The organism is Pseudomonas sp. JH-2 (assembly GCF_036231725.1).
GTDB lineage: Bacteria > Pseudomonadota > Gammaproteobacteria > Pseudomonadales > Pseudomonadaceae > Pseudomonas > Pseudomonas delhiensis.
Genome location: NZ_JAZAQP010000037.1, coordinates 45168 through 66495, shown reverse-complemented (window position 1 = coordinate 66495; position 21328 = coordinate 45168). Strand labels below are relative to the sequence as shown.

Annotated in this window: 22 protein-coding genes and 2 riboswitches; of the genes, 13 read left to right on the top strand and 9 right to left on the bottom strand. The window is 70.0% G+C overall.

Translation table 11 applies throughout. From position 1 onward, the window contains the following. The 4 genes from VV867_RS31210 to crcB all read right to left on the bottom strand — a co-directional run. Nucleotides 1-86: hypothetical protein (locus tag VV867_RS31210; RefSeq protein WP_432214029.1), on the bottom strand; the 86-nt coding region annotated here is incomplete at its 3' end. A gap of 47 nt (nt 87-133) precedes the next feature. Then, a complete protein-coding gene (gene ppa / locus VV867_RS22380) occupies nt 134-673 on the bottom strand; it encodes an inorganic diphosphatase (RefSeq protein ID WP_328567603.1) in 540 nt (179 codons plus the stop codon). Between the two features lie 20 nt (nt 674-693). Beyond that, a complete protein-coding gene (locus VV867_RS22375) occupies nt 694-1038 on the bottom strand; it encodes a DUF190 domain-containing protein (RefSeq protein WP_109936260.1) in 345 nt (114 codons plus the stop codon). A gap of 13 nt (nt 1039-1051) precedes the next feature. Then, a complete protein-coding gene (gene crcB, locus VV867_RS22370) occupies nt 1052-1435 on the bottom strand; it encodes a fluoride efflux transporter CrcB (RefSeq protein WP_328567602.1) in 384 nt (127 codons plus the stop codon). Nucleotides 1436-1559: 124 nt separating this feature from the next. Beyond that, nucleotides 1560-1621, bottom strand: a riboswitch (Fluoride riboswitch). 151 nt (nt 1622-1772) lie between these two features. On the opposite strand from crcB, the gene VV867_RS22365 reads away from it, so the two are divergent. Both VV867_RS22365 and VV867_RS22360 read left to right on the top strand, forming a co-directional pair. Beyond that, on the top strand, nt 1773-2315 hold the full coding sequence (locus tag VV867_RS22365) for a Chromate resistance protein ChrB (RefSeq protein ID WP_328567601.1): 543 nt from the start codon (nt 1773-1775) through the stop codon (nt 2313-2315). Between the two features lie 69 nt (nt 2316-2384). Continuing rightward, entirely contained in the window at nt 2385-3650 is a 1266-nt protein-coding gene (locus tag VV867_RS22360; protein ID WP_328567600.1) for an MFS transporter, read from the top strand. On the opposite strand, the gene VV867_RS22355 is transcribed toward VV867_RS22360, so the two are convergent. Both VV867_RS22355 and VV867_RS22350 read right to left on the bottom strand, forming a co-directional pair. Then, a complete protein-coding gene (locus VV867_RS22355; protein ID WP_328567599.1) occupies nt 3647-5158 on the bottom strand; it encodes a MutS-related protein in 1512 nt (503 codons plus the stop codon). The genes VV867_RS22360 and VV867_RS22355 overlap by 4 nt on opposite strands. Then, a complete protein-coding gene (locus VV867_RS22350) occupies nt 5155-6759 on the bottom strand; it encodes a MutS-related protein (protein ID WP_328567598.1) in 1605 nt (534 codons plus the stop codon). Before VV867_RS22350 ends, VV867_RS22355 begins: the two co-directional genes overlap by 4 nt. 32 nt (nt 6760-6791) lie before the next feature. After that, nucleotides 6792-6853, bottom strand: a riboswitch (Fluoride riboswitch). Between the two features lie 134 nt (nt 6854-6987). Between VV867_RS22350 and VV867_RS22345 the strand changes: the two genes are divergently transcribed. The 9 genes from VV867_RS22345 to VV867_RS22305 all read left to right on the top strand — a co-directional run bounded on the left by VV867_RS22345 (nt 6988) and on the right by VV867_RS22305 (nt 17624). Then, the gene (locus tag VV867_RS22345) at nt 6988-8001 is read left to right on the top strand and encodes a LacI family DNA-binding transcriptional regulator (RefSeq protein ID WP_442965047.1); all 1014 of its coding nucleotides are present in this window, start codon (nt 6988-6990) and stop codon (nt 7999-8001) included. 82 nt (nt 8002-8083) lie between these two features. Then, entirely contained in the window at nt 8084-8860 is a 777-nt protein-coding gene (locus VV867_RS22340) for an AP endonuclease (protein WP_109936267.1), read from the top strand. Beyond that, the gene (locus tag VV867_RS22335; protein WP_275626745.1) at nt 8853-9806 is read left to right on the top strand and encodes a sugar kinase; all 954 of its coding nucleotides are present in this window, start codon (nt 8853-8855) and stop codon (nt 9804-9806) included. The genes VV867_RS22340 and VV867_RS22335 overlap by 8 nt, the downstream gene beginning before the upstream one ends. Nucleotides 9807-9872: 66 nt before the next feature. Continuing rightward, nucleotides 9873-11150, top strand: coding sequence for an MFS transporter (locus tag VV867_RS22330; protein ID WP_328567596.1), 1278 nt, complete (start codon nt 9873-9875; stop codon nt 11148-11150). A 12-nt stretch (nt 11151-11162) separates the two neighbouring features. Further along, nucleotides 11163-12149, top strand: coding sequence for a 2-hydroxyacid dehydrogenase (locus tag VV867_RS22325; RefSeq protein WP_328567595.1), 987 nt, complete (start codon nt 11163-11165; stop codon nt 12147-12149). 60 nt (nt 12150-12209) lie between these two features. Then, complete coding sequence (locus VV867_RS22320) at nt 12210-13376, top strand: lactonase family protein (protein ID WP_328567594.1); 1167 nt, start codon at nt 12210-12212, stop codon at nt 13374-13376. Between the two features lie 369 nt (nt 13377-13745). After that, nucleotides 13746-14504: a gluconate 2-dehydrogenase subunit 3 family protein gene (locus VV867_RS22315; protein WP_328567593.1), complete on the top strand. Its 759-nt coding sequence runs from the start codon at nt 13746-13748 to the stop codon at nt 14502-14504. Nucleotides 14505-14508: 4 nt separating this feature from the next. Next, nucleotides 14509-16296: a GMC family oxidoreductase gene (locus VV867_RS22310; RefSeq protein ID WP_328567592.1), complete on the top strand. Its 1788-nt coding sequence runs from the start codon at nt 14509-14511 to the stop codon at nt 16294-16296. Between the two features lie 11 nt (nt 16297-16307). Beyond that, nucleotides 16308-17624 (top strand): cytochrome c, encoded by a 1317-nt coding sequence (locus VV867_RS22305; protein WP_328567591.1) that lies wholly within the window; start codon nt 16308-16310, stop codon nt 17622-17624. A 328-nt stretch (nt 17625-17952) separates the two neighbouring features. Here the strand turns inward: VV867_RS22305 and VV867_RS22300 are convergent, their stop codons facing one another. Next, a complete protein-coding gene (locus tag VV867_RS22300) occupies nt 17953-18132 on the bottom strand; it encodes a hypothetical protein (RefSeq protein ID WP_328567590.1) in 180 nt (59 codons plus the stop codon). A 308-nt stretch (nt 18133-18440) separates the two neighbouring features. Between VV867_RS22300 and VV867_RS22295 the strand changes: the two genes are divergently transcribed. Continuing rightward, entirely contained in the window at nt 18441-19106 is a 666-nt protein-coding gene (locus tag VV867_RS22295) for a TIGR04211 family SH3 domain-containing protein (protein WP_328567589.1), read from the top strand. Nucleotides 19107-19444: 338 nt separating this feature from the next. Next, complete coding sequence (locus tag VV867_RS22290) at nt 19445-20071, top strand: DUF502 domain-containing protein (RefSeq protein WP_328567588.1); 627 nt, start codon at nt 19445-19447, stop codon at nt 20069-20071. Nucleotides 20072-20077: 6 nt separating this feature from the next. Here VV867_RS22290 and VV867_RS22285 read toward each other — a convergent pair whose 3' ends face one another. Beyond that, on the bottom strand, nt 20078-20836 hold the full coding sequence (locus VV867_RS22285; protein WP_328567587.1) for a class I SAM-dependent methyltransferase: 759 nt from the start codon (nt 20834-20836) through the stop codon (nt 20078-20080). Next, the gene (locus VV867_RS22280) at nt 20829-21320 is read right to left on the bottom strand and encodes a MarR family winged helix-turn-helix transcriptional regulator (protein WP_275626734.1); all 492 of its coding nucleotides are present in this window, start codon (nt 21318-21320) and stop codon (nt 20829-20831) included. Before VV867_RS22280 ends, VV867_RS22285 begins: the two co-directional genes overlap by 8 nt. Nucleotides 21321-21328: the final 8 nt, after the last annotated feature.

Sequence of the window (21328 nt, the reverse complement as noted above, 5' to 3'; positions counted from 1 at the left end):
TCCTTCATCCCGGTGGCGCGCCAGAGGGCGCGGGCGCCGGCCATGTTGCGGCCGTGGGTGGAGGTTTTCGAGCGGTAGTCTGGCATGGGGGTTCCTGATCGGCTGATCGTGGCGTTTTCTTGTCTTGTGGGGTTCAGGCCCGGTGCGCCGCTTCGTAGGCAGCCACCGACTTGCGGATTTCCTCGCGCGCGTCGTCCAGGCTGCCCCAGCGTTCCATGCGCACCCACTTGCCGGGTTCGAGGGTCTTGTAGTTCTCGAAGAAGTGCTGGATCTGCTTGAGCAGCAGGTCGCTCAGGTCGCTGCACTGGTGCAGGCCGGCGTACAGGGTGCTGAGCTTGTCGTGGGGTACGGCGATGATCTTGGCGTCCGGCCCGGCCTCGTCGGTCATGTACATCACCCCCAGCGGGCGGCAGCGCAGCACGGTGCCGGGCGCGACCGGGCAGGGGGCGACGACGAGGATGTCCAGCGGGTCGCCGTCCTCGCTGAGGGTGGAGGGAATGAAGCCGTAGTTGGCCGGGTAGAACATCGGCGTGCTGAGGAAGCGGTCGACGAACAGCTGGCCGCTGGCCTTGTCCAGCTCGTACTTGATCGGCGCGTGGTTGGCCGGGATCTCGATCACGGCGTAGAGGTCGTCCGGGATGCCCTTGCCGGCGGGGAGGTCGGTGAAGCTCATGGTGCGGGTCTCCGTGGTCGTCAGGTGGTGGGGGTGTCGCGGTCGGCCTTGCGCTTGCCGACGGTGCCCATTTCCACGGGCGTCTTCACGTAGAACAGCGCCAGGTCCTCGGCTTCCAGGCGTTCGAACAGGCGCTCGCACTCCTCCTCGGAGACGGCCAGGCAGATTTCCACCGGCTGGTCGGCCAGTTCGAAGAAGTGGTAGGAGTGCACCCGCCCGGCATGGCCGAAGCCTTCCGCGCCGAGGACCAGGGTGGCGCCCTTGAGCTTCATGCCGCGGGCCAGGTCGACCATCCAGTCGGTGATCAGCTTGCCGCCGTGGCGGCGGCTCTGTTGGGTGAAGAAGGTCACCAGGTAGCCTTTCATGATTACGCCTCCGTCAGCGTGCGCCCAGCAATGTGTAGGTTAGAACGCCCGCGGCCGTCGCCAGCAGCGAACCTACGACGTGCACCGCGATTTCCCCCAGCGCCCAGGCCACGCGCCCGGTCTGCAGCAGCGAGAAGGTTTCCGCGGAGAAGGTCGAGAAGGTGGTCAGGCCGCCGCAGAAACCGGTGACCAGCAGCAGGCGCCATTCCGGGCTGAGGGTGGGGTTGGCGGCGAAGAAGGCCACGGCCAGGCCGACGACGTAGCCGCCGATCATGTTGGCCGCCCAGGTGCCCGGGGGAATGGTGGGGAATAGGGCGTTGAGCTGCAGGCCGAGGAACCAGCGCAGCAGGCAGCCGATGGAGCCGCCCAGGACGATCACCAGGATGGATTTCAGCATGCCAGCGGGCCCCCGTGGGAGGAGGGTGCGGGCGATGCCGGGGAGGGGAGTGGGTGGGGTGTCGCGGTCACGGTCCGGTCCTTTTGCAAAAGGACAGGACGCACACCTACGCACCCTGTCCAGGGTTCACGTAGGCATCATCAGCACGGGGGCGGTTAAAGGAGGAATGCCATCTCCTGCGGCGAAAGCTAGCACTTTTGCCGCACCGGGGAAAAGCCCCCGGCCTCTCCGTGGCGGCGTTGCCCCCTGTTTCATATCGCCAGCGTTGCCTGCAACAATAAGCTTATGAGTTTTGATTCTTTTAAAATGTAACGACGGTTACATTAGAGTTGCACGCATGACGAACCAGAACTGGCTCCTGCTCACCTACAAGGTCCCCTCCGAACCGGCCAAGAAGCGCATCGCGCTGTGGCGCAGGCTCAAGGGCATGGGCGCGGTGTACCTGCAGAACGGCGTCTGCCTGCTGCCCAAGAACGACGAGCACGTGCGCCAGCTGAAGATGCTGGAGCACGAGATCGGCGCCATGGGCGGCGATTCGGTGATCCTCGAGACCGTCGCCCTGGACCAGTTGCAGGAGGACAAGGTGGTCGCGCGCTTCAAGGCCGATCGCGACGAGGAATACCGCGAGCTGCTCGACAAGTGCGACGACTTCGAGGCGGAGATCGCCAAGGAGACCGCGGCCTCCCACTTCACCTACGCCGAGCTGGAAGAGAACGACGTCGACCTGAAGAAGCTGCAGAACTGGCTGGAGAAGATCCGCAGGCTGGACTTCTACGGCGCACCGCTGCTGGCCGAGGCGCAGCAGCGCCTGCAGGCGTGCGAGGCCCTGCTGGACACCTACGCCCAGCGGGTATTCGAGGCACAGGACGAGAACCGCTGAACCCGCGAGCCACCCGCCGCGCCGCGTAGCGGCGGCCCGGCGCGCGTGCTCCGCCACCGAGGAGGCATGATGCACCCATCGCAGCAGCAGGCGCCGGAAACGGCCGGCAAGGCGGGCCGCGCGGCCTGGCTCAACGGCACGGTGGTGGGGGCGGGGGTGACCAGCGCCCTGGGCGATTTCTGCTACGAGACCACCACCGTGATACTGCCCGGGTTCCTCGCGGTGCTGGGGATTCCCGCCGCCGCGCTGGGCATCATCGAGGGGATCGCCGACGCCCTGGCCGCCTACACCAAGATGTTCTCCGGCTACATCGCCGACAAGCTGGGGCATCGCAAGCTGCTGGTGGTGATCGGCTACGGGCTGACGCCGGTCGGGCAGGTGCTGCTGGCCCTTGCCCTGGGCTGGCCGCTGATCCTCCTCGGGCGGCTGGTCTCCTGGTTCGGCAAGGGGCTGCGCGGCCCGCTGCGCGACGCCATCGTGGTCCAGGCGGTGACGGCCGAGAGCCGCGGCCGGGCCTTCGGTTTCCACCGCGCGATGGACACCCTGGGCGCCGTGGCCGGGCCCCTGCTGGGCGTCGCGCTGCTGGGCTGGGCCCAGCGGCTGCCCTGGGATGATGCCAGCGGGCCGTTCCGCCTGGTGCTGTGGCTGAGCGTGATTCCCGGCGTGCTGGCCGTGCTGGCGTTCCTGACCCTGGTCAGGGACCCGCAGCACTCGGCGAACCCCGGGCTGAAGTTCTTCCAGACGCTGAAGGGCCTGCCGCTGCGCTTCAAGCGCTACCTGGGGGCCGTCGGGCTGTTCGGCATCGGCGATTTCAGCCACAGCCTGCTCATCCTCGCCGCCACGCAGTTGCTGGCCGGCAGCCTGGGCGTGGTCCAGGCGGCGCAGGTCGCCGGCCTGCTGTACGTCTGGCGCAACCTGGTGCAGGTGCTGACGTCCTATCCCGTCGGCGCGCTGGCCGACCGCCTGGGCTCCCTGCCGGTGCTGGTCGCCGGCTATGCCCTGGGCGCCCTGACGGCGCTGCTGGCGGCCCTGGCCTTCTGGCTGCGGGTGGACAGCCTGCCGCTGCTGGCGCTGCTGTTCACCGTCGCCGGCCTGTACGTGTCGGTGCAGGAGGCCCTGGAGTCCACCGTGACCGCCGACATGGTGCAGCCGCAGACGCTGGCCCTGAGCTATGGCGCGCTCGGCACCGTGAACGGCACCGCCAAGTTCGTTTCCAGCGCGACGGTCGGCCTGCTCTGGAGCGCCGTCTCGCCGGTGCTGGCGTTCGTCTGCGCCGCCGTGCTGATGGCCGCGGGCACCGCCGCGCTGGCCCGGCTGCGGGCCCGCGGCGGCTAGCCGGCGGCCGCGGGCTCGGTGAAGACCTGCGCGTACAGGTCGGTGCCGAACGCGGTGGCCAGCGGGGCGCCCTCGGTGATGCGGAAGGTCCGCCCGCCGTCGTCGCGGCGCTCGGCGCGGAGGAACAGGCTGCCCGCTGGCGGCGCTTCGTAAAGGCTGTGGGCGAAGTCGTGGAGGTGGGTGACGAAGAAGGTCTTCACCCCGGCCTCGGCCAGCGCGCGCACCACCTGGCGGGCGATTTCCGAGCCCTCGCGCTCGTTGGTGGCGGCGAAGGATTCGTTGCACAGCAGGATGGAGCGTGGGCTCAGGTGGTCGACGATGTCGCTCATGCGGGCGAGTTCCTCGTCCAGCTTGCCGCGCTTCATGCTGGCGTCCTCCTCGCGCTTGTAGTGGGTGTACAGGCCGTCGCAGAGGTTGGCGCGCAGCTGCCGCGCCGGCACGAACAGGCCGCACTGCAGCATCAGCTGGGCGATGCCGATGCTGCGCAGGAAGGTCGACTTGCCACCCTGGTTGGCGCCGGTGATGACGAACAGCTGGCGGTCGTCGCCGGCCAGGTCGTTGCCGACCACCGCGCGCCGCATGTTCAGCGCCAGGCAGATGTCGTAGAGGCCTTCGAAGGCCTGCCGGTACTGCCCGGCGGGGCTGACGTCGGCGAAGCAGATGTCGCCGCGCAGCTCGCTCAGGTGCTCGCGCAGGTTGAGGCAGCCGATGTAGAACGCCAGCTCGGTGCGCAGCATGGCGAAGAAGCCGGTGATGTGCTCGGCGGCCTGGGCGAGGGCGTTGGCCACCTCGTTGGCGCCCCTGTCCTGCAGCTCCGACAGCGCCGTGGCGCCGGTCTCGTCGCGCTCGGCGATCTCGTAGACGTAGCTCTCCGGCTTCTTGCCCAGCAGGCGCTTGAGCCAGGAGCCCTGGGGCCTGGGGTAGCGCCGCAGGCAGTAGGCCACGCCGCGGTTCAGCGGGCCCAGGCGGGCGCTGACGAGAAAACCCTTGCGCAGCTTGAGCTGCTCGAAGTGGTCCTGCAGTTCGGCGAAGTACTGGTCGCTGATCTCCTCGCGGATCAGGGCGAACAGCTTGCCGAAGCCCTCCGAGGCGAAGTGCCCGGCCTGCTCGTCGGCCATCCGCCGCAGGCGCCGGAGCAGGTCGATCTGCAGGTGCAGCAGCTTCAGCGAGCGGTGCATGATGCTGCTGGGGTACTTGGTCATGAAGCTCAGGTAGATGTTCTGCTCCAGCCCCAGCACGTCCAGGGCGAGGCGGTACAGGTCGCGCACCACAGCCTGGTTGGCCAGGCAGTCGCGCAGCACCGCCTGGCGGTAGCGGACCACCTCCGGGGTGCTGTCGAAGGCGGTCAGCAGCGCGCAGCGGGCGACCTGGCGGAGGTACTTGTCGTCGCCGGCCATGGCGTCGAACAGGGTGTCCAGGGCCAGGTCCTGGACCAGGTCCTCGGCGTGCAGCGGCGGCGGCTTGTCCAGGTCGAAGTCGGCCTGCGGGTACATGAGGTGGGCTTTCATGGCCGGATGCGCTCCTTCACGCTGTCGTAGGTGAGGCGGTGCTTGCGGGCGATGGAGAGGGCGTAGGACAGCCGGTCCGCGGGCTTGCGCAGGACCTTGAAGGTGCGCCGGGACGGGTCGTCGGGGTCGACGCAGCTCATCATGCTGACGATGCTCTGGCCCATCTGCGTCAGCTCGTGGATGAAGGTGACGCACACGCAGAGGGCGTCCAGGGCGATGATCCGCGCGAGGATCTTCTGGCCGAGGAAGGCGGCGTCGCTGGCGGTGGTCGAGGAGAATATCTCGTTGATCAGGATCAGGCTGCGGCCGCTGGCGCCCTCGAGTATCCCGCGGGCGCGGAGCAGGTCGTCCTGCAGCTTGCCGCGCAGGTCGCTGGGGCGCTCCTGTTTCTCGAACAGGGTGTAGAGGCGGTCGAAGAGGAACAGCTCGGCGGCCTCGGCCGGCACCCGGCAGCCGATGCAGGCCAGGTAGTGCAACTGGCCGACCAGGCGGGCGAAGGTGGTCTTGCCGCCCTGGTTGGGGCCGGAGACCACCAGGATGCGCTCGCGCCCGGCCAGCTCGAAGTCGTTGCACACCACGTCCAGGCGGTTGCTGTTGCGCACCAGGCGGCCGGCCAGGGCGAGGTCGAAGGCGTTGCGGGCGAACACGGCCTTGCTGTCGGTGCGCACGCCGGGGAAGCAGAAGGGCATGCCGGCGTCCACCAGCGGCTGGATGTAGGCCAGGTAGGCCAGGTAGAACTGCACCTCACGGTCGAAGTCCTGGACGGTCGCGTCGATGAAGTCCGCGTGCTTCTCGCAGAATCCGGCCTGCTCGGCGAAGACCTCCGGGTAGAGCTGCGCCACCATGTCCAGCACGGCCGCCTCGACGTGGTTCATGCCCGGCCATTCGTTGAACTTGGCGTGGTAGTCGCGCACGTCGCCCTGGCGGAATTTCGCGAAGGTCCTGTCGATGGCCTCGCTGATGTCCTCGGTCGGCTCGTAGCGCTGGACGCGGACCTGGTTGTCCCTGATCAGCATCGAGTAGGTGACGGCGCCGAGCCCGTCGAGCAGGTGGCGGGTGTCCCCTGCCAGGCCGACGAAGCGCTCCGCGGCCAGGTAGCGCCTCAGGTACGCCAGCAGCCCGCGCAGGCCGCGCGACGCGAAGGGGCGGGCGGCCAGGGCCCGCGCCAGCTGCGTGAGCGTGTCGCAATACACCCGCACCGCCTCGACGAAGCTGCGCTGCTGCTGGCGCGCGTAGTAGAGCTTTTCTTCCGGCACCAGGTGCCGGCGCACGGCGCGCATGCCGGCGGCGAAGGCCTGGAGGTCGGCGAGCAGGCCGGGGTCCAGCAGGTCGTGCATCACTTCCTGGCGGTAGACGATGGCGTCGAGGTCGTCCAGGTGGGTGTAGAAGAACGGCTCCAGGTCGTACTCGTGGCGGTCCGCGGTGATGGCGTCGACCACCTGGTCGAGGTTCAGGTCCCTGAAGCAGGGTGGCGGCGCGCTGGCCAGGGTTGGCCGGCGGGCGCCGGGGAAGAGGATGCTGTGGAAGTCGCCGGTCGTGGTGTCCGCGACGTGCGGATCGAGCGCGGCGGTGCCGGAAAGCGGCTGCATGGCTGATGACATGATCCATTCCTCCGGGGGCGGATGTCGTCCGGGGTCATGCAGGCATCATCAGCACGGGGGCGGTTAAAGGAGGAATGCCATCTCCTGGTTCCTACCCTAGCAGAATATCCGCGGAAGGCCCATTGCGTCCGCCGGTGCTTGACGGCATGCTCCATCCCTGATTTATTGAAACCGGTTTCATAGCCCTCCGGCACAAGTGAATACAAAAGGATCGACAGGGTGAACGACATGCTTCCGCCTGCCCGCGGGCGGGTCACCATCAGCGAGGTGGCCCGGGCCGCCGGCGTCTCCAAGGCCACGGTGTCGCGCTACATCGGCGGCGACCGGCAGCTGCTCGCCGATGCCACCGCCCAGCGCATCGAGGCGGTGATCGAGCAGCTCGGCTACCGCCCCAGCCGCATGGCCAGCGGCCTCAAGCGCGGCCGCACGCGCCTGGTGGGCATGCTCCTGGCGGACATCCGCAACCCTTACTCCGTCGCCGTGATGCATGGCGTGGAGACCGCTTGCCGCCAGCACGGCTACAGCCTGGTGGTGTGCAACACCGACCGCGACGACGAGCAGGAGCGCCTGCACCTGCAGGCGCTGCAGTCGTACAACGTCGAAGGCCTGATCGTGAACACCCTCGGCCACCACGCCGGCGAGCTGGCCAGCCTGGCGCGCGAGCTGCCCATGGTGCTGGTGGACCGCCAGCTGGAAGAGCTGCGCTCGGACCTGGTGGGCCTGGACAACGCCGATGCCGTGGAGCAGGCCCTGGACCACCTGCAGGCCCGCGGCTACCGCGACATCCTGGCGGTCAGCGAGCCGCTGGACGGCACCAGTTCGCGGCAGGAGCGGGTGGTCGCCTTCCAGGCTTCCATCGCCCGCCGGCCCGGCCTGCGCGGCCAGGTGCTGGAGACCGGCGACGACCTGCGCGAACGCCTGGCCGCCTTCCTCGCCAGCGCCGGGCACGGCCCCCAGGCCCTGTTCACCTGCAACGGCGTGGCCACCCTGTGCGCCACCCGCCCCCTGCACCAGATGGGCGTGCGCCTGTTCGACGACCTGGGCCTGGTCGCCCTCGACGAACTGGACTGGTACCCCCTGGTCGGCGGCGGCATCACCGCCCTGGCCCAACCCACCGAACGCATCGGCCAAGCGGCCTTCCAGTGCCTGCTGGAACGCCTGCAGGGCGTCACGCAACCGGCGCGGCGCCTGGACCTGCGCGCCGAACTCATCGTCCGAGGTTCCACCCCAGTACGTGGCTGAAGCCGCTGCGGCCCAGGCCGCAGCGGTTTTCGGCTAGAAATGAAACCGGTTTCATCCCGGCTGAACGAGAAGGACAAGAACAATGCACGCGAACCCCGTATCCATCAGCCTGTCCAGCTTCGGCGCCGATGCCGTGCGGCAGCGGGGCCAGGCCGCCTACCTGGAACTGCTGGCCGAGGCCGGCGCGAGCCGCGTCGAATGGCGCGAAGAACTCTTCGACGCGCTGCCCGACGCCGCCGCCCTGGCCGCGGCCAGCGCCGCCCAGGGCCTGGAAAGCCTGTACTCGGCGCCGCTGGAGCTGTGGCGCGCCGATGGCCGCCTGGAGCCGGCGCTGGCCGGGCGCCTGCGCCTGGCAGGGGAGGCCGGTGCAGTGGCGCTGAAGGTTTCCCTCGGCCACTACCGTGACGAGTGCGACCTCGAAGCCCTGCGCCCCCTGCTCGGGCAGGGGCCGGTGCTGCTGGTGGAGAACGACCAGACCGCCCAGGGCGGCCGCGTCGAGCCGCTGCTGCGCTTCTTCCGCCGCGCCGGCGAGCTGGGCCTGCCGCTGGCCATGACCTTCGACATCGGCAACTGGCACTGGCAGGGCGAGTCGCCGCAGCAGGCGGCGCGCCTGCTCGGGCCCTGGGTGCGCTACGTGCACTGCAAGGCGGTGCGCCGCCGCGAGGACGGGCGCCTGGTGGCGGTGCCGCCGCAGGCCGCCGACCTCGACGAGTGGGAGGCGCTGCTGGCGCGCTTCGCCCCCGGGGTGCCGCGCGCCATCGAATACCCGCTGGCCGGCGACGACCTGGCCAGCCTGACCCGCGAGCAGGTCGAGCAACTGGCGCAGCTGGGCCGCGCCCCGGAGGTGCGCCATGGCTGAACACGACGTGCTCTGCTTCGGCGAGACCATGGCCATGTTCGTCGCCGAGCAGTGCGGCGACCTGGCCGAGGTGGAGGGCTTCGGCAAGCGCATCGCCGGCGCCGACAGCAACGTGGCCATCGGCCTGGCGCGCCTGGGCTTGCGGGTGAACTGGCTGAGCCGGGTGGGCGACGACTCCCTGGGCCGCTTCGTGCTCGCCAGCCTGCGCCGCGAGGGGCTGGACTGCGACGGCGTCGAGATCGACGCCGAGCACCCCACCGGCTTCCAGCTCAAGGCCCGCTGCGACGACGGCAGCGACCCGCGGGTGGAGTACTTCCGCCGCAACTCGGCGGCCAGCCGCCTGTCCCCGGCGCTGCTGCGCCCGGGCCTGCTGCGGGCGCGCCACCTGCACGCCACGGGCATCCCGCCGGCGCTGTCGGCGAGCTGCCGCGAACTCTCCCGGCAATTGCTGGACGCCATGCGCGCCGCCGGCCGCAGCGTCTCCTTCGACCCCAACCTGCGCCCCTCGCTGTGGCCGGACCGCGCGACCATGGTGCGCGAGGTCAACGCCCTGGCGTTCAAGGCCCACTGGGTGCTGCCGGGCCTGGAGGAGGGCCGCCTGCTGAGCGGGCGCCAGTCGCCCGAGGCCATCGCCGGCTTCTACCTTGAGCAGGGCGTGGAATGCGTGGCCATCAAGCTCGGCGCCGAGGGCGCCTACTTCCGCGACGCCGACGGCCGCGAAGGCGTGGTGCCGCCGCAGCCGGTGGCGCGGGTGGTGGACACCGTGGGCGCCGGCGACGCCTTCGCCGTCGGCGTGATCAGTGCCCTGCTGGAAGGCCGCGACCTGCGCCAGGCGGTGGCCCGCGGCAACTGGTGCGGCAGCCGCGCGGTGCAGTCGCGCGGCGACATGGAGGGCCTGCCGCAGCGCCACGAACTGGAAGCCCACGACGCGCGCCTGCGTGCCTGAACCCCGAAACCCGCCGGCCCGGCCGGCACCTGTTGCGACAAGAACAACAAGCTCAGGAGAAACGCCATGCAGATCGACCGACTCGCCCCACGCCGCTGGTGGCACATCATGCCCATCGTCTTCGTCACCTACAGCCTGGCCTACCTGGACCGCGCCAACTACGGCTTCGCCGCCGCCTCCGGGATGGCCGAGGACCTGAACATCACCCCGGCGCTGTCGTCGCTGCTGGGCGCGCTGTTCTTCCTCGGCTACTTCTTCTTCCAGGTGCCCGGGGCCATCTACGCCGAGAAGCGCAGCGTGAAGAAGCTGATCTTCGCCAGCCTGATCCTCTGGGGCGGCCTGGCCACGCTGACCGGCATGGTCCGCGACGTCTACCTGCTGGTGGGCATCCGCTTCCTGCTCGGCGTGGTCGAGGCGGCGGTGATGCCGGCCATGCTCATCTACCTCTGCCACTGGTTCACCCGCGCCGAACGCTCGCGGGCCAATACCTTCCTGATCCTCGGCAACCCGGTGACCATCCTCTGGATGTCGGTGCTCTCCGGCTACCTGGTGAGCCGGTTCGACTGGCGCTGGATGTTCATCATCGAGGGCCTGCCGGCGGTGCTCTGGGCCTTCATCTGGTGGCGCCTGGTGGATGATCGCCCGGCCCAGGCCAAGTGGCTCGACGAGGCCGAGAAGGCCGCGCTGCAGCGCGCCCTGGCCGCCGAGCAGCAGGGCATCAAGCCGATGAAGAACTACCGCGAGGCGTTCCGCTCGCCGAAGGTGATCATCCTCTGCCTGCAGTACTTCTGCTGGAGCATCGGCGTCTACGGCTTCGTGCTCTGGCTGCCGTCGATCCTCAAGCAGGCCTCGGGCCTGGACATCGTCAGCGCCGGCTGGCTGTCGGCGCTGCCGTACCTGGTGGCGGTGCTGGCCATGCTCGGGGTGTCCTGGGCCTCGGACCGCCTGCAGAAGCGCAAGCGCTTCGTCTGGCCGCCGCTGCTGGTCGCCGCGCTGGCCTTCTACGGCTCCTACGCCCTGGGCAGCCAGCACTTCTGGGCCTCCTACGCGCTGCTGGTGCTCGCCGGGGCCTGCATGTACGCGCCCTACGGGCCGTTCTTCGCCATCGTCCCGGAGGTGCTGCCGAGCAACGTCGCCGGCGGCGCCATGGCGCTGATCAACAGCATGGGCGCGCTGGGCTCGTTCTCCGGCTCCTGGCTGGTGGGCTACCTCAACGGCGCCACCGGCGGGCCCGGCGCCTCCTACCTGTTCATGTGCGGCTCGCTGCTGGCGGCCGTGGCCCTGACCGCCGTCCTCAACCCCTCGCAGAAAGCCGAGCGCCTTCGACCGGCGCTGGGCCACTAGGAAGACACGACCATGAAGAAACGCATCGTCCTCTACAAGCGCCTGTCCGACGCGCTGATGCAGCGCCTGCAGGCCCACGCCGACGTGACCCTGGTCGAGGACCCGGCCGCCGACGGCCTGGCCCGCCTGCGCGCGGCGCTGCCCGGCGCCCGGGGCCTGCTGGGCGCCAGCCTGCGCCTGGACGCCGGGCTGCTGGACCTGGCGCCGCAGCTGGAGGTGGTGTCCAGCGTCTCGGTGGGCGTGGACAACTACGACATCGCCGAGCTGGACCGCCGCGGCGTGCTGCTCACCAACACCCCCGACGTGCTGACCGAGACCACCGCCGACACCGGCTTCGCCCTGCTGCTGGCCAGCGCCCGGCGGGTGGCCGAGCTGGACCGCTGGATCCGCGCCGGCCACTGGCAGGCCGGCATAGGCCCGGCGCAGTTCGGCTGCGACGTGCACGGCAAGACCCTCGGCATCGTCGGCATGGGCCGCATCGGCGAGGCCCTGGCGCGCCGCGCCCAGGCCGGCTTCGGCATGCGCGTGCTGTACAGCGCGCGGCGCCCGCGGCCGGAGGTGGAGGCCCGCCACGGCGCGCGCCACCTGCCGCTGGAGGCGCTGCTGGGCGAGGCCGACTTCGTCTGCCTGTGCGTGCCGCTGAGCGCTGAAACGGAGGGGCTGATCGGCGAACGCGAGCTGGCGCTGATGAAGCCCTCGGCCATCCTGGTGAACATCTCCCGCGGCCGCGTGGTGGACGAAGAGGCGCTGTTGCGGGCCCTGCGCGAGCGGCGCATCCGTGGCGCCGGGCTGGACGTGTTCGTCCGCGAGCCGCTGCCGGCGGATTCGCCGCTGCTGCAACTGGACAACCTGGTGGCGACGCCGCACATCGGCTCGGCCACCGGGGATACCCGCGAGGCCATGGCCCGCTGCGCGGTCGACAACCTGCTGGCCGCGCTGGCCGGCGAGCGCCCGGCGAACCTGGTCAACCCCGGCGCCTGGGCCCGTCGATCCGGCTGAACCACCCCCCATGAGGCCGGTCCCACCCAGATGGACCCCCGTTGCCAAGGACACACTGCCATGTTCAAACCTGCCGCCCTGACCCTGCTACTGTGCGCCAGCACCGGCCTGTTCGCCGGCCCGGCCGGCGCCGCCCAGTACTACGACCTGCTGGTCGGCACCTACACCGGTGCCGGCAGCCAGGGCATCTACCGTTACCGCTTCGACAGCGCCAATGGCCGGATCCAGGCCAGGCCGCTGCAGGTGGTGCCCAGCGAGAACCCCTCCTGGCTGACCCTGGGCCCCGACCAGACGCGCCTGTACGCCGTCAACGAGAACGGCCCCGGCGGCAGGGACGTGGTCGGCAAGGTCAGCGCCTTCGCCATCGACCCGGCCAGCCACCAGCTGAGCCCGCTGAACCAGGTGGAAAGCCACGGCGACGAGCCCACCCACTCCAGCCTGGCGGCCGGCGGAAGGCACCTGTTCGTGGCCAACTACGCGGTGCACCCCGACCCCGGCGGCAACCTCGCGGTGCTGGGCATCGACGAGCAGGGCCAACTGACCGGGGTGGTGCAGCAGGAGCGCCACGGCGCCTCCCGCGTCAACCCCGAGCGCCAGGCCAGCAGCCACGTGCACTCGGTGGTGTCCGGGGTGGACGGGCGCCATGTGTACGTGCAGGACCTGGGGGCGGACAAGGTCTTCGTCTACCGCTACGACGCCGCCAACCGCGAGCACCCGCTGAGCCCGGCGCAGCCGCCGGCGGTGGACCTGCCGCCGGGCAGCGGCCCGCGCCACCTGCTGTTCAGCCGCGACGGCCGCTACGCCTACCTGACCCTGGAGATGGCGGGGCAGATCGCCATGTTCGAGGTGCGCGACGGCCAGCTGCAGCGCAAGCAACTGGTGGACATGGCCGCCGGCCAGGACGCCGCGCACAAGGCCGCCGCCGCCGTGCACCTGTCGCCGGACGGGCGCTTCCTCTACGCCAGCAACCGCGGCAAGGCCAGCGAACTGCTGGTGTACGCGGTGGACCCGGCCAGCGGCCAGTTGAAGGAGCTGCAGCGGCGCCCGGTGGAAGGCGTCGAGCCGCGCGAGTTCAGCCTGGACCCCAGCGGCCGCTTCCTGCTGGTGGCCAACCAGAAGAGCAACCAGGTCGTGGTCATGCGCCGCGACCCGGCCAGCGGCAAGCTGGGCGAGACGCTGCAGAAGCTCGCCATCGATGCGCCTTCCGATCTGAAATTCCTGCGGTGAGGTTGGGGTGGTGATGACGTTAATCCGGCGTCATCCCGGGTGCGTAGGGCGGATAACCGTTCGCGGTTATCCGCCGTCGGCCGTGCCACCGGGACGTCCGGCGTGGCCGGTGAATCCAATCGCGGACAAAGTCCGCTCCTACGTCCGTGCTCCCCTGTAACCGTAGGAGCGGACTCCGTCCGCGATTCGGCGGATAACGCCGTAGGCGTTATGCGCCCTATGTAGACATATCCGCCGGTGAGCTTTCGATAGCCACCTATGCTTACCGACACGAACAACAGCCCCGCGCGCCCAGCACCACCGGCCGCAAAAGGGGCGAGAAGACCTACACGACCTGATCGACCTGTTGGAAAAAGGAGATACCCAGCCATGTCCAACGAAGACCCCAGCGCCGCGCAACCGGCGCGGCGCGAGTTCCTGCGCAAGTCCCTGACACTGATCCCGGTGGCCACCCTGGCCGGCGCCGGGGTGGGCAACGTGGTGCTCGGCGAGCCGGCCCAGCCCGCGCCCACCCCGCAACCCGCCGCCGAGCCGGGGCAGGGTGGGGCGCGCGCCTACCAGCCGACCTTCTTCACCGCCCGGGAATGGGCCTTCGTCCAGGCCGCCGTGGCCGTGCTCATCCCCACCGACGGGCTGGGGCCGGGGGCGGCGGACGCCGGCGTGCCGGAGTTCATCGACCGTCAGCTGAACACCCGCTACGGCAGCGGCGGGCTCTGGTACATGCAGGGGCCCTTCCACCCGGACGCTCCGGCGGAGCTGGGCTACCAGCTCAAGCTCAGCCCGCAGGAAATCTACCGCCTGGGCATCCAGGAAACCGACGCCTGGTGCCAGGCGCAGTGGGGCAAGCCCTTCGCCGGACTGGAGGCCGCGCAGCAACAGCAGGCGCTGGAGACACTGGACGCCGGCAAGGCCGCGTTCCAGTCGGTGCCGGCGGCGACCTTCTTCGCCATGCTCTGGCTGAACACCCGCGAAGGCTTCTTCAGCGACCCGCTCCACGGCGGCAACCAGGGCCTGGCCGGCTGGAAGCTGATCGGCTTCCCCGGCGCCCGCGCCGATTTCATGGACTGGGTGGAGCGCGACGAGCGCTATCCCTTCCCCCCGGTTTCCATCAGCGGCGAGCGAGGTTGAGGCGATGGCCCAGGTATTGAAGAAAGTCGACGCGGTCATCGTCGGGTTCGGCTGGACCGGCGCCATCATGGCCAAGGAACTGACCGAGGCGGGCCTGCAGGTGGTGGCCCTGGAGCGCGGCCCGGCCCGCGACACCTACCCCGACGGCGTCTACCCGCAGACCATGGACGAGCTGACCTACAACTCGCGCAAGAAGCTGTTCATGGACATCTCCCGCGAGACCGTGACCCTGCGCCACGGCCTGAACGACATGGCCGTGCCCTACCGGCAGTTCGGCGCCTTCCTGCCCGGCACCGGCACTGGCGGGGCGGGGCTGCACTGGTCGGGCGTGCATTTCCGCGTCGACCCGGTGGAGCTGCGCCTGCGCAGCCACTACGAGGAACGCTACGGCAAGGCCTTCATCCCCGAGGGCATGACCATCCAGGACTTCGGCGTCGGCTACGACGAGCTGGAGCCGTACTTCGACTTCGCCGAGAAGGTCTTCGGCACCTCCGGCACGGCCTGGTCGGTCAAGGGCCAGGTGGTGGGCCGCGACAAGGGCGGCAACCCCTTCGCCGCCGACCGTTCCAGCGACTTCCCGCTGCCGGCGCAGAAGAACACCGTGTCCGCGCAGCTGTTCGAGAAGGCCGCCCGCGAGGTCGGCTACCACCCCTACAACCTGCCGTCGGCCAACACCTCCGGGCCCTACACCAACCCCTACGGCGTGCAGATGGGGCCGTGCAACTTCTGCGGCTTCTGCAGCGGCTATGCCTGCTACATGTACTCCAAGGCCTCGCCCAACGTGAACATCCTGCCGGCGCTGCGCCAGGTGCCGAACTTCGAGCTGCGCAACAACGCCCACGTGCTGCGGGTGAACCTCAACGCCGAGAAGGACCTGGCCACCGGCGTGACCTACGTCGACGCCCAGGGCCGCGAAGTGGAGCAGCCGGCGGACCTGGTGATCCTCGGCGCCTTCCAGTTCAACAACGTACGCCTGATGCTGCTCTCGGGCATCGGCAAGCCCTACGACCCGGTGAAGAACGAGGGCGTGGTGGGGCGCAACTTCGCCTTCCAGAACATCTCCACGGTGAGCGCCTTCTTCGACAAGGCCAGCCACCACACCAACCCCTTCATCGGCGCCGGCGGCAACGGCGTGGCGGTGGACGACTTCAACGCCGACAACTTCGACCACGGCCCCCACGGCTTCGTCGGCGGCTCGCCGTTCTGGGTCAACCAGGCCGGCACCAAGCCCATCGCCGGGGCCAAGGTGCCGCCGGGCACGCCCAAGTGGGGCAGCGCCTGGAAGGCCGCCCTGGCCGACAGCTACCGGCACATGCTGGCGATGGACACCCACGGCGCGCACCAGTCCTACCGCGACAACTACCTGGACCTCGACCCGGTCTACAAGGACGCCTACGGCCAGCCGCTGCTGCGCATGACCTTCGACTGGAAGGACAACGACGTGAAGATGAACCGCTTCATGGTCGCGCAGATGCGCAAGATCGCCGATGCCATGGGCGCCAAGGTGGTCACCGCGCCGATGAAGGACTTCGGCCAGCACTTCGACGCCACCGTGTACCAGACCACCCACCTCAACGGCGGGGCGATCATGGGCACCGACCCCAGGACCAGCGCGCTGAACCGCTACCTGCAGGTGTGGGACGTGCACAACGTGTTCGTGCCCGGCGCCTCGGCCTTCCCCCAGGGCCTGGGCTACAACCCCACCGGGCTGGTGGCGGCGCTGACCTACTGGTCGGCGCGGGCCATCCGCGAGGTGTACCTGAAGAACCCGGGCCCGCTGGTGCAGGCATAGGAGGCCGGAGCATGAAGAGATTCCCCATCGCCGCCCTGGCCCTGGCCGCCAGCACCGCGCTGCACGCCGCCGACGCCGCCGACCCGGCACAGGTGAAGCAGGGCGAATACCTGGCCCGCGCCGGCGACTGCGTGGCCTGCCACACCGCCAAGGGCGGCCAGCCGTTCGCCGGCGGCTTGCCGATGGCGACGCCCATCGGCACCATTTACTCGACCAACATCACCCCGGACAAGACCGGCATCGGCAACTACAGCTACGAGGACTTCGAGCGCGCGGTGCGCCAGGGTATCGGCAAGGGTGGCAGCACCCTGTACCCGGCCATGCCGTACCCGTCCTACGCGCGCGTCAGCGACGAGGACATGCGCGCGCTCTACGCCTACTTCATGCACGGCGTGGCACCGGTGGTGCAGGAGAACAAGGACAGCGACATCCCCTGGCCGCTGAGCATGCGCTGGCCGCTGGCGATCTGGCGCAACCTGTTCGCCCCGGAGGTGAAGCCCTTCGCGGCCGCCGGCAACGACCCGGCCGTGGCCCGCGGCGCCTACCTGGTGGAGGGCCTGGGCCACTGCGGCGCCTGCCATACGCCACGGGCGCCGACCATGCAGGAGAAGGCGCTGAGCGCCGCCGACGGCCCGGCCTACCTGGCCGGCAGCGCGCCGCTGGAGGGCTGGATCGCCAAGAACCTGCGCGGCGACCACAAGGACGGCCTGGGCAGCTGGAGCGAGGCGGAGATCGTCGCCTTCCTCAAGACCGGGCGCACCGAGCGCACGGCGGTGTTCGGCGGCATGGGCGACGTGGTGGAGCACAGCATGCAGTACATGACCGATGCCGACCTCACGGCCATCGCCCGCTACCTCAAGACGCTGCCGCCGGTGAACCCGGACGACAAGCCGTTCCAGGAGGACCGCCAGGTCGCCGAGGCGCTGTGGAAGGGCGACGACGGCAAGGCCGGCGCCGCGCTCTACGTCGACAACTGCGCCGCCTGCCACCGCACCGACGGCAAGGGTTACGCCCGGGTGTTCCCGGCGCTGGCCGGCAACCCGGTGCTGCAGAGCGCGGACGCCACCTCGCTGATCCACATCGTGCTCGACGGCCACACCCTGCCGGCCACGGCGACGGCGCCGTCCACCTTCAGCATGCCCGGCTTCGCCTGGCGGCTGTCGGACCAGCAGGTGGCCGAGGTGGTCAACTTCATCCGCAGCAGCTGGGGCAACCAGGCCGAAGCGGTGGACGCCGGCCAGGTGCAGGCCCTGCGCAGCCAGCCCAGGCCGGAGTTGAAGGCGGCGACGCTGATCCGCGATACCACGGGGGCGCAGGAGGAACCGTAGGGCGCCACCGGTGGGGCCAATCGCGGACGGAGTCCGCTCCTACGAAAAGCGCTGCCAGCCGGTGATGTAGGAGCGGGCCCTGCCCGCGATTTCGCGCGCAGGGCGCGCTCCTACAGGGGAGTGCAGCGGTGGGGCCGCGTAGGAGCGGACTCCGTCCGCGATGGGGCTATCCGTGCCAGCGGAAATCATCGCGTTCGCCGGCAACTCCGGCGTAACCGGCGGGCTCTACGATTGCGCCTCATGCCGAACGGCTCCCTCTCCCGCTTGCGGGAGAGGGCGGGGGGAGAGGGCAAGCGGACTTCCCCCGACACTCCAGCCAAACCGCCCCTCAATACCTGGGCAACGACTGCACCCGCGGATCGATCTGCTGCCGGGGTATCTGCTGGCGGCTGGTGCGGTCCTTGCTGTCCGTCTGCTGCCCGGGGGTACAGTCCTGGCTGCTGCAGGCGGCCGTTCCCAGGGCCAGGATGATCAGCGTGGCAAGCGGGAAAAGGAACTGCCGTCGCATGGCGAGCCCTCCGCGAAGGTAGTGCTTACAGCAAACACGCGAATACCCGCCGGCGCCTAAGCAGGCGACGAGCGGAGGGCCGGCCCGGCCGACCACCCATCCCCCTGTCGCCGTGGCCGGTGAACTCATCGTGCCGTTGCGCTGTCTGTCTGCTGTCGGCCCACCCGGGCGGCGGGCCAGGGCCTGCGCCACCCGGGTGACTGCGCTGCCCTGATTTCCCAGTTCGTAGCGTCCCTGACCATTTGCCTGGCCGGCTTTTTACCGCGCCCGCTCGCCGGGGTTCGTTTATCGCCATGTGAAGATTGCCCATGTCCCTATCCCGTCATTTCCCCGCCTCCGTATCCCTTCCCACCCGCGCCCTGGGCGCCTGCCTGCTGGGTGGCCTGCTGGCGGCCTGCGCCGCGGCGCAGGCCGAGGAGGGCGCCGGCAATGCGCGCTGGGTGAGCGACAGCCTGACGACCTACGTGCGCAGCGGCCCCACCGACGGCTACCGCATCGTCGGCACCCTGACCTCGGGGCAGAAGGTCGAGCTGCTGAACACCCAGGGCGACTACAGCCAGGTGCGCGCCGAGAGTGGCAACAGCGTCTGGATTCCCAGCCGCGACCTGCAGGACAAGCCCGGCCAGGCCGAGCGCCTGCCGCAGCTGGAACAGAAGGTGAGCGAGCTGAGCGCCGAACTGGCGGGCATCGACGACAGCTGGAAGCGCCGCGTACAGGGCATGCAGGAAACCCTGGACTCGCGCAAGAAACTCATCGACGAGCTGCAGGCGGCCCGCGCCGGCCTCGACGACGAACTCACCAAGGTCCGCTCCGAGCTGCGCGCGGCGCAGGCGCAACTGGGCGACGAGAACAAGCAGGTGCTGATGCGCTACATGGCCTATGGCGGCAGCATCGCCGGCGCCGGCCTGCTGGTCGGGCTGATCCTGCCCACCCTGCTGCGGGTGCGGCGCAAGCGCAACGACCAGTGGATCTGAGGCGCCGGCGCCGCGCACGCTGCGTTGAGGCGCTGGAACCGGCCGCGATAACGGCTATGCGAAAGCCGTCTCAAGGCCGGCAGGGGGCGGCCAGCGCCCTGGCCTAGGCTTGCTCAGAGTCCGTTCGCAACGCCTTCTGCGCCGATGCGATGCCGCCTCTGGCCATGCCGGGGCGGCGCCGCGCAGGGGCTGGCCGACGGCTGACGGAGCATCGCAGCGCCTCCCTCTGCGCGGCCGCGGAGAAACGGCCCGCCGTCGTCTAGGCTGTCTGCAGGCCCTGTCGTCTCCCCATAGGGGCCAGGCACCGACCGCGACCAGCACTGCAAGGAGACTCTCCCGTGAAAAACGCCGTCGCTTTCATCGGCAGGTGCGTGCTGGCCGGCCTGCTGGTCGTCCTGCCGATCTACCTGGCGCTCCTGCTGCTGCTCAAGGGCATGGGCTCGGCCGGCCAGCTGGTGCGGCCCTTCACCCGGCTGCTGCCGGAGAGCCTGCCGGCCCAGGAGATTCTGTCCGTCCTGCTGGTGCTGGTGGTCTGCTTCGTCCTGGGGCTGGCCGTGCGCACCCGGTTGGGGCGGGCGGCCCGTGGCCGGCTGGAAACGTCGGTGTTCGGCAGGATCCCGGGCTACGAGCTGCTGCGCAACCTGACGCTGCAGGTGGCGGGCGAGAAGAACGACGGCATCTGGAAGCCGGCGCTGGTGGAGATCGAGGAGGCGCTGGTGCCCGGGTTCATCATCGAGGCCTTCGAGGACGGCCGCTACACCGTGTTCGTGCCCTCGGTGCCGACGCCCTTCGCCGGCGCCGTCTACGTGCTGGACGGGCCCCGGGTGCACCCCATCGACGTGCCCTTCACCCAGGCGGTCAAGGTCATTACCAAATGGGGCTCGGGCGCCCGGGAGCTGGTGGAGGCCATGGAGTCCGCCCGTGGCCGCGACGGCGCCCCGGCGGCCGCGCCAGGCGAGCGCTGATTTCGCTTACAGCCGCCCGAGCCGCATGTTGATGGGCCAGGCCACCGGCTGCCGGCTGGCGGGGTCGCCCCAGCGCTCGGCGAGGTCGGCCGCGAACCGATGGAGCAACGCTTCCCGCCCGGCGTCCCTGGCGCTACGCACCGCCGACCAGGTGGAGACGTAGCCGAGGAACGCGTCGAGGTTCCATTCCAGCCGGATGGCTATCGAAGGGCCCTCCAGCTCCGCGAAGGGAAAGTCGAGGGTGGAGTAGCCGCTGTCCACCAGCTTGCGTTCGGCGGGCCAGTAGGGGCCGATCTCGTTCCAGTAGAACTGTTCGAAGCGCGCCCCCAGCTCGCCCTCCAGGCGCAGCACGCCGTAGCTGACCAGCGCGAGCAGCGCGCCCGGCTTCGCCACCCGGCGAACCTCGCTGTAGAACCTGGGCAGGTCGAACCAGTGCGCCGCCTGGGCGGCGCTGACCAGGCTGGCGCCGTGGCCGGCCAGCGGCAGCGCTTCGGCCTGGGCGCAGCCGTAGTGGACGTTCGCCTGTGGCGTGGCGTGGGCGATCTGGTCCGCGCTCGGGTCGAACCCGAGCACCGCGCCGAAATGCGCGGCAAGGTGCCGGGTCAACTGGCCGCTGCCACAGCCGACATCGACCGCGAGAAGCCGGTCGGGCGCCACCGAGGCCAGGTAGGCGGCAAGCTCCGGCGGGTACTCCGGCCTGAACTGCGCGTAGGCCTGGCCGCCCTGGTCGAACCAGTTCTTCGGTTCCGTGGTGGCGTCATTCATCGTGGGAGGCTCCCGTCGCGAGGTTTTGCTTGATGTGGCTCAGGCGTTGCGAAAAGCCCTGGCGCTGCAGTGCCCTGGCCGCGTCTTCCAGCACGCGGCGCAGTGGGTGGCCGATTTCCTCTTCGAGCTGTTCGATGGCCTCGAAGGTCGCGGCCCAGTGCGAATCCAGCTTGCCCAGCAGCGTCTTCCCGGCCGGCGTCAGGCGGATGACGCTCTTGCGGCCATCCTCGCCGCGCTGGCGGAAGATCACCCCGTCGGCCTCCATGTGGCCGACCGTCTGGCTGATGGCGCCCTGGGTCAGGTGGCTGCGCGCGGTGATCTCCGTGACCGTCTGCGCGCCGGCACGCAGGGCGCGCAGCACTGGGGTGTAGCGCGCCCGGTAGTCCAGGCCCATCTGCCGGTAGTGTTCCTCGGCGCCCAGCTCCACCAGCTCCGACACATGGCGCAGCAGTTCTCCCAGGCCGGGCTCGTTCTTTCCGCTCATGACGGGTC

What these genes read in the sequence shown, in the direction of transcription:
- ppa (WP_328567603.1), bottom strand. Translation starts at nt 673, where the DNA reads ATGAGCTTCACCGACCTCCCCGCCGGCAAGGGCATCCCGGACGACCTC.
- VV867_RS22375 (WP_109936260.1), bottom strand. Translation starts at nt 1,038, where the DNA reads ATGAAAGGCTACCTGGTGACCTTCTTCACCCAACAGAGCCGCCGCCAC.
- crcB (WP_328567602.1), bottom strand. Translation starts at nt 1,435, where the DNA reads ATGCTGAAATCCATCCTGGTGATCGTCCTGGGCGGCTCCATCGGCTGC.
- VV867_RS22365 (WP_328567601.1), top strand. Translation starts at nt 1,773, where the DNA reads ATGACGAACCAGAACTGGCTCCTGCTCACCTACAAGGTCCCCTCCGAA.
- VV867_RS22360 (WP_328567600.1), top strand. Translation starts at nt 2,385, where the DNA reads ATGCACCCATCGCAGCAGCAGGCGCCGGAAACGGCCGGCAAGGCGGGC.
- VV867_RS22355 (WP_328567599.1), bottom strand. Translation starts at nt 5,158, where the DNA reads ATGAAAGCCCACCTCATGTACCCGCAGGCCGACTTCGACCTGGACAAG.
- VV867_RS22350 (WP_328567598.1), bottom strand. Translation starts at nt 6,759, where the DNA reads ATGTCATCAGCCATGCAGCCGCTTTCCGGCACCGCCGCGCTCGATCCG.
- VV867_RS22345 (WP_442965047.1), top strand. Translation starts at nt 6,988, where the DNA reads ATGCTTCCGCCTGCCCGCGGGCGGGTCACCATCAGCGAGGTGGCCCGG.
- VV867_RS22340 (WP_109936267.1), top strand. Translation starts at nt 8,084, where the DNA reads ATGCACGCGAACCCCGTATCCATCAGCCTGTCCAGCTTCGGCGCCGAT.
- VV867_RS22335 (WP_275626745.1), top strand. Translation starts at nt 8,853, where the DNA reads ATGGCTGAACACGACGTGCTCTGCTTCGGCGAGACCATGGCCATGTTC.
- VV867_RS22330 (WP_328567596.1), top strand. Translation starts at nt 9,873, where the DNA reads ATGCAGATCGACCGACTCGCCCCACGCCGCTGGTGGCACATCATGCCC.
- VV867_RS22325 (WP_328567595.1), top strand. Translation starts at nt 11,163, where the DNA reads ATGAAGAAACGCATCGTCCTCTACAAGCGCCTGTCCGACGCGCTGATG.
- VV867_RS22320 (WP_328567594.1), top strand. Translation starts at nt 12,210, where the DNA reads ATGTTCAAACCTGCCGCCCTGACCCTGCTACTGTGCGCCAGCACCGGC.
- VV867_RS22315 (WP_328567593.1), top strand. Translation starts at nt 13,746, where the DNA reads ATGTCCAACGAAGACCCCAGCGCCGCGCAACCGGCGCGGCGCGAGTTC.
- VV867_RS22310 (WP_328567592.1), top strand. Translation starts at nt 14,509, where the DNA reads ATGGCCCAGGTATTGAAGAAAGTCGACGCGGTCATCGTCGGGTTCGGC.
- VV867_RS22305 (WP_328567591.1), top strand. Translation starts at nt 16,308, where the DNA reads ATGAAGAGATTCCCCATCGCCGCCCTGGCCCTGGCCGCCAGCACCGCG.
- VV867_RS22300 (WP_328567590.1), bottom strand. Translation starts at nt 18,132, where the DNA reads ATGCGACGGCAGTTCCTTTTCCCGCTTGCCACGCTGATCATCCTGGCC.
- VV867_RS22295 (WP_328567589.1), top strand. Translation starts at nt 18,441, where the DNA reads ATGTCCCTATCCCGTCATTTCCCCGCCTCCGTATCCCTTCCCACCCGC.
- VV867_RS22285 (WP_328567587.1), bottom strand. Translation starts at nt 20,836, where the DNA reads ATGAATGACGCCACCACGGAACCGAAGAACTGGTTCGACCAGGGCGGC.
- VV867_RS22280 (WP_275626734.1), bottom strand. Translation starts at nt 21,320, where the DNA reads ATGAGCGGAAAGAACGAGCCCGGCCTGGGAGAACTGCTGCGCCATGTG.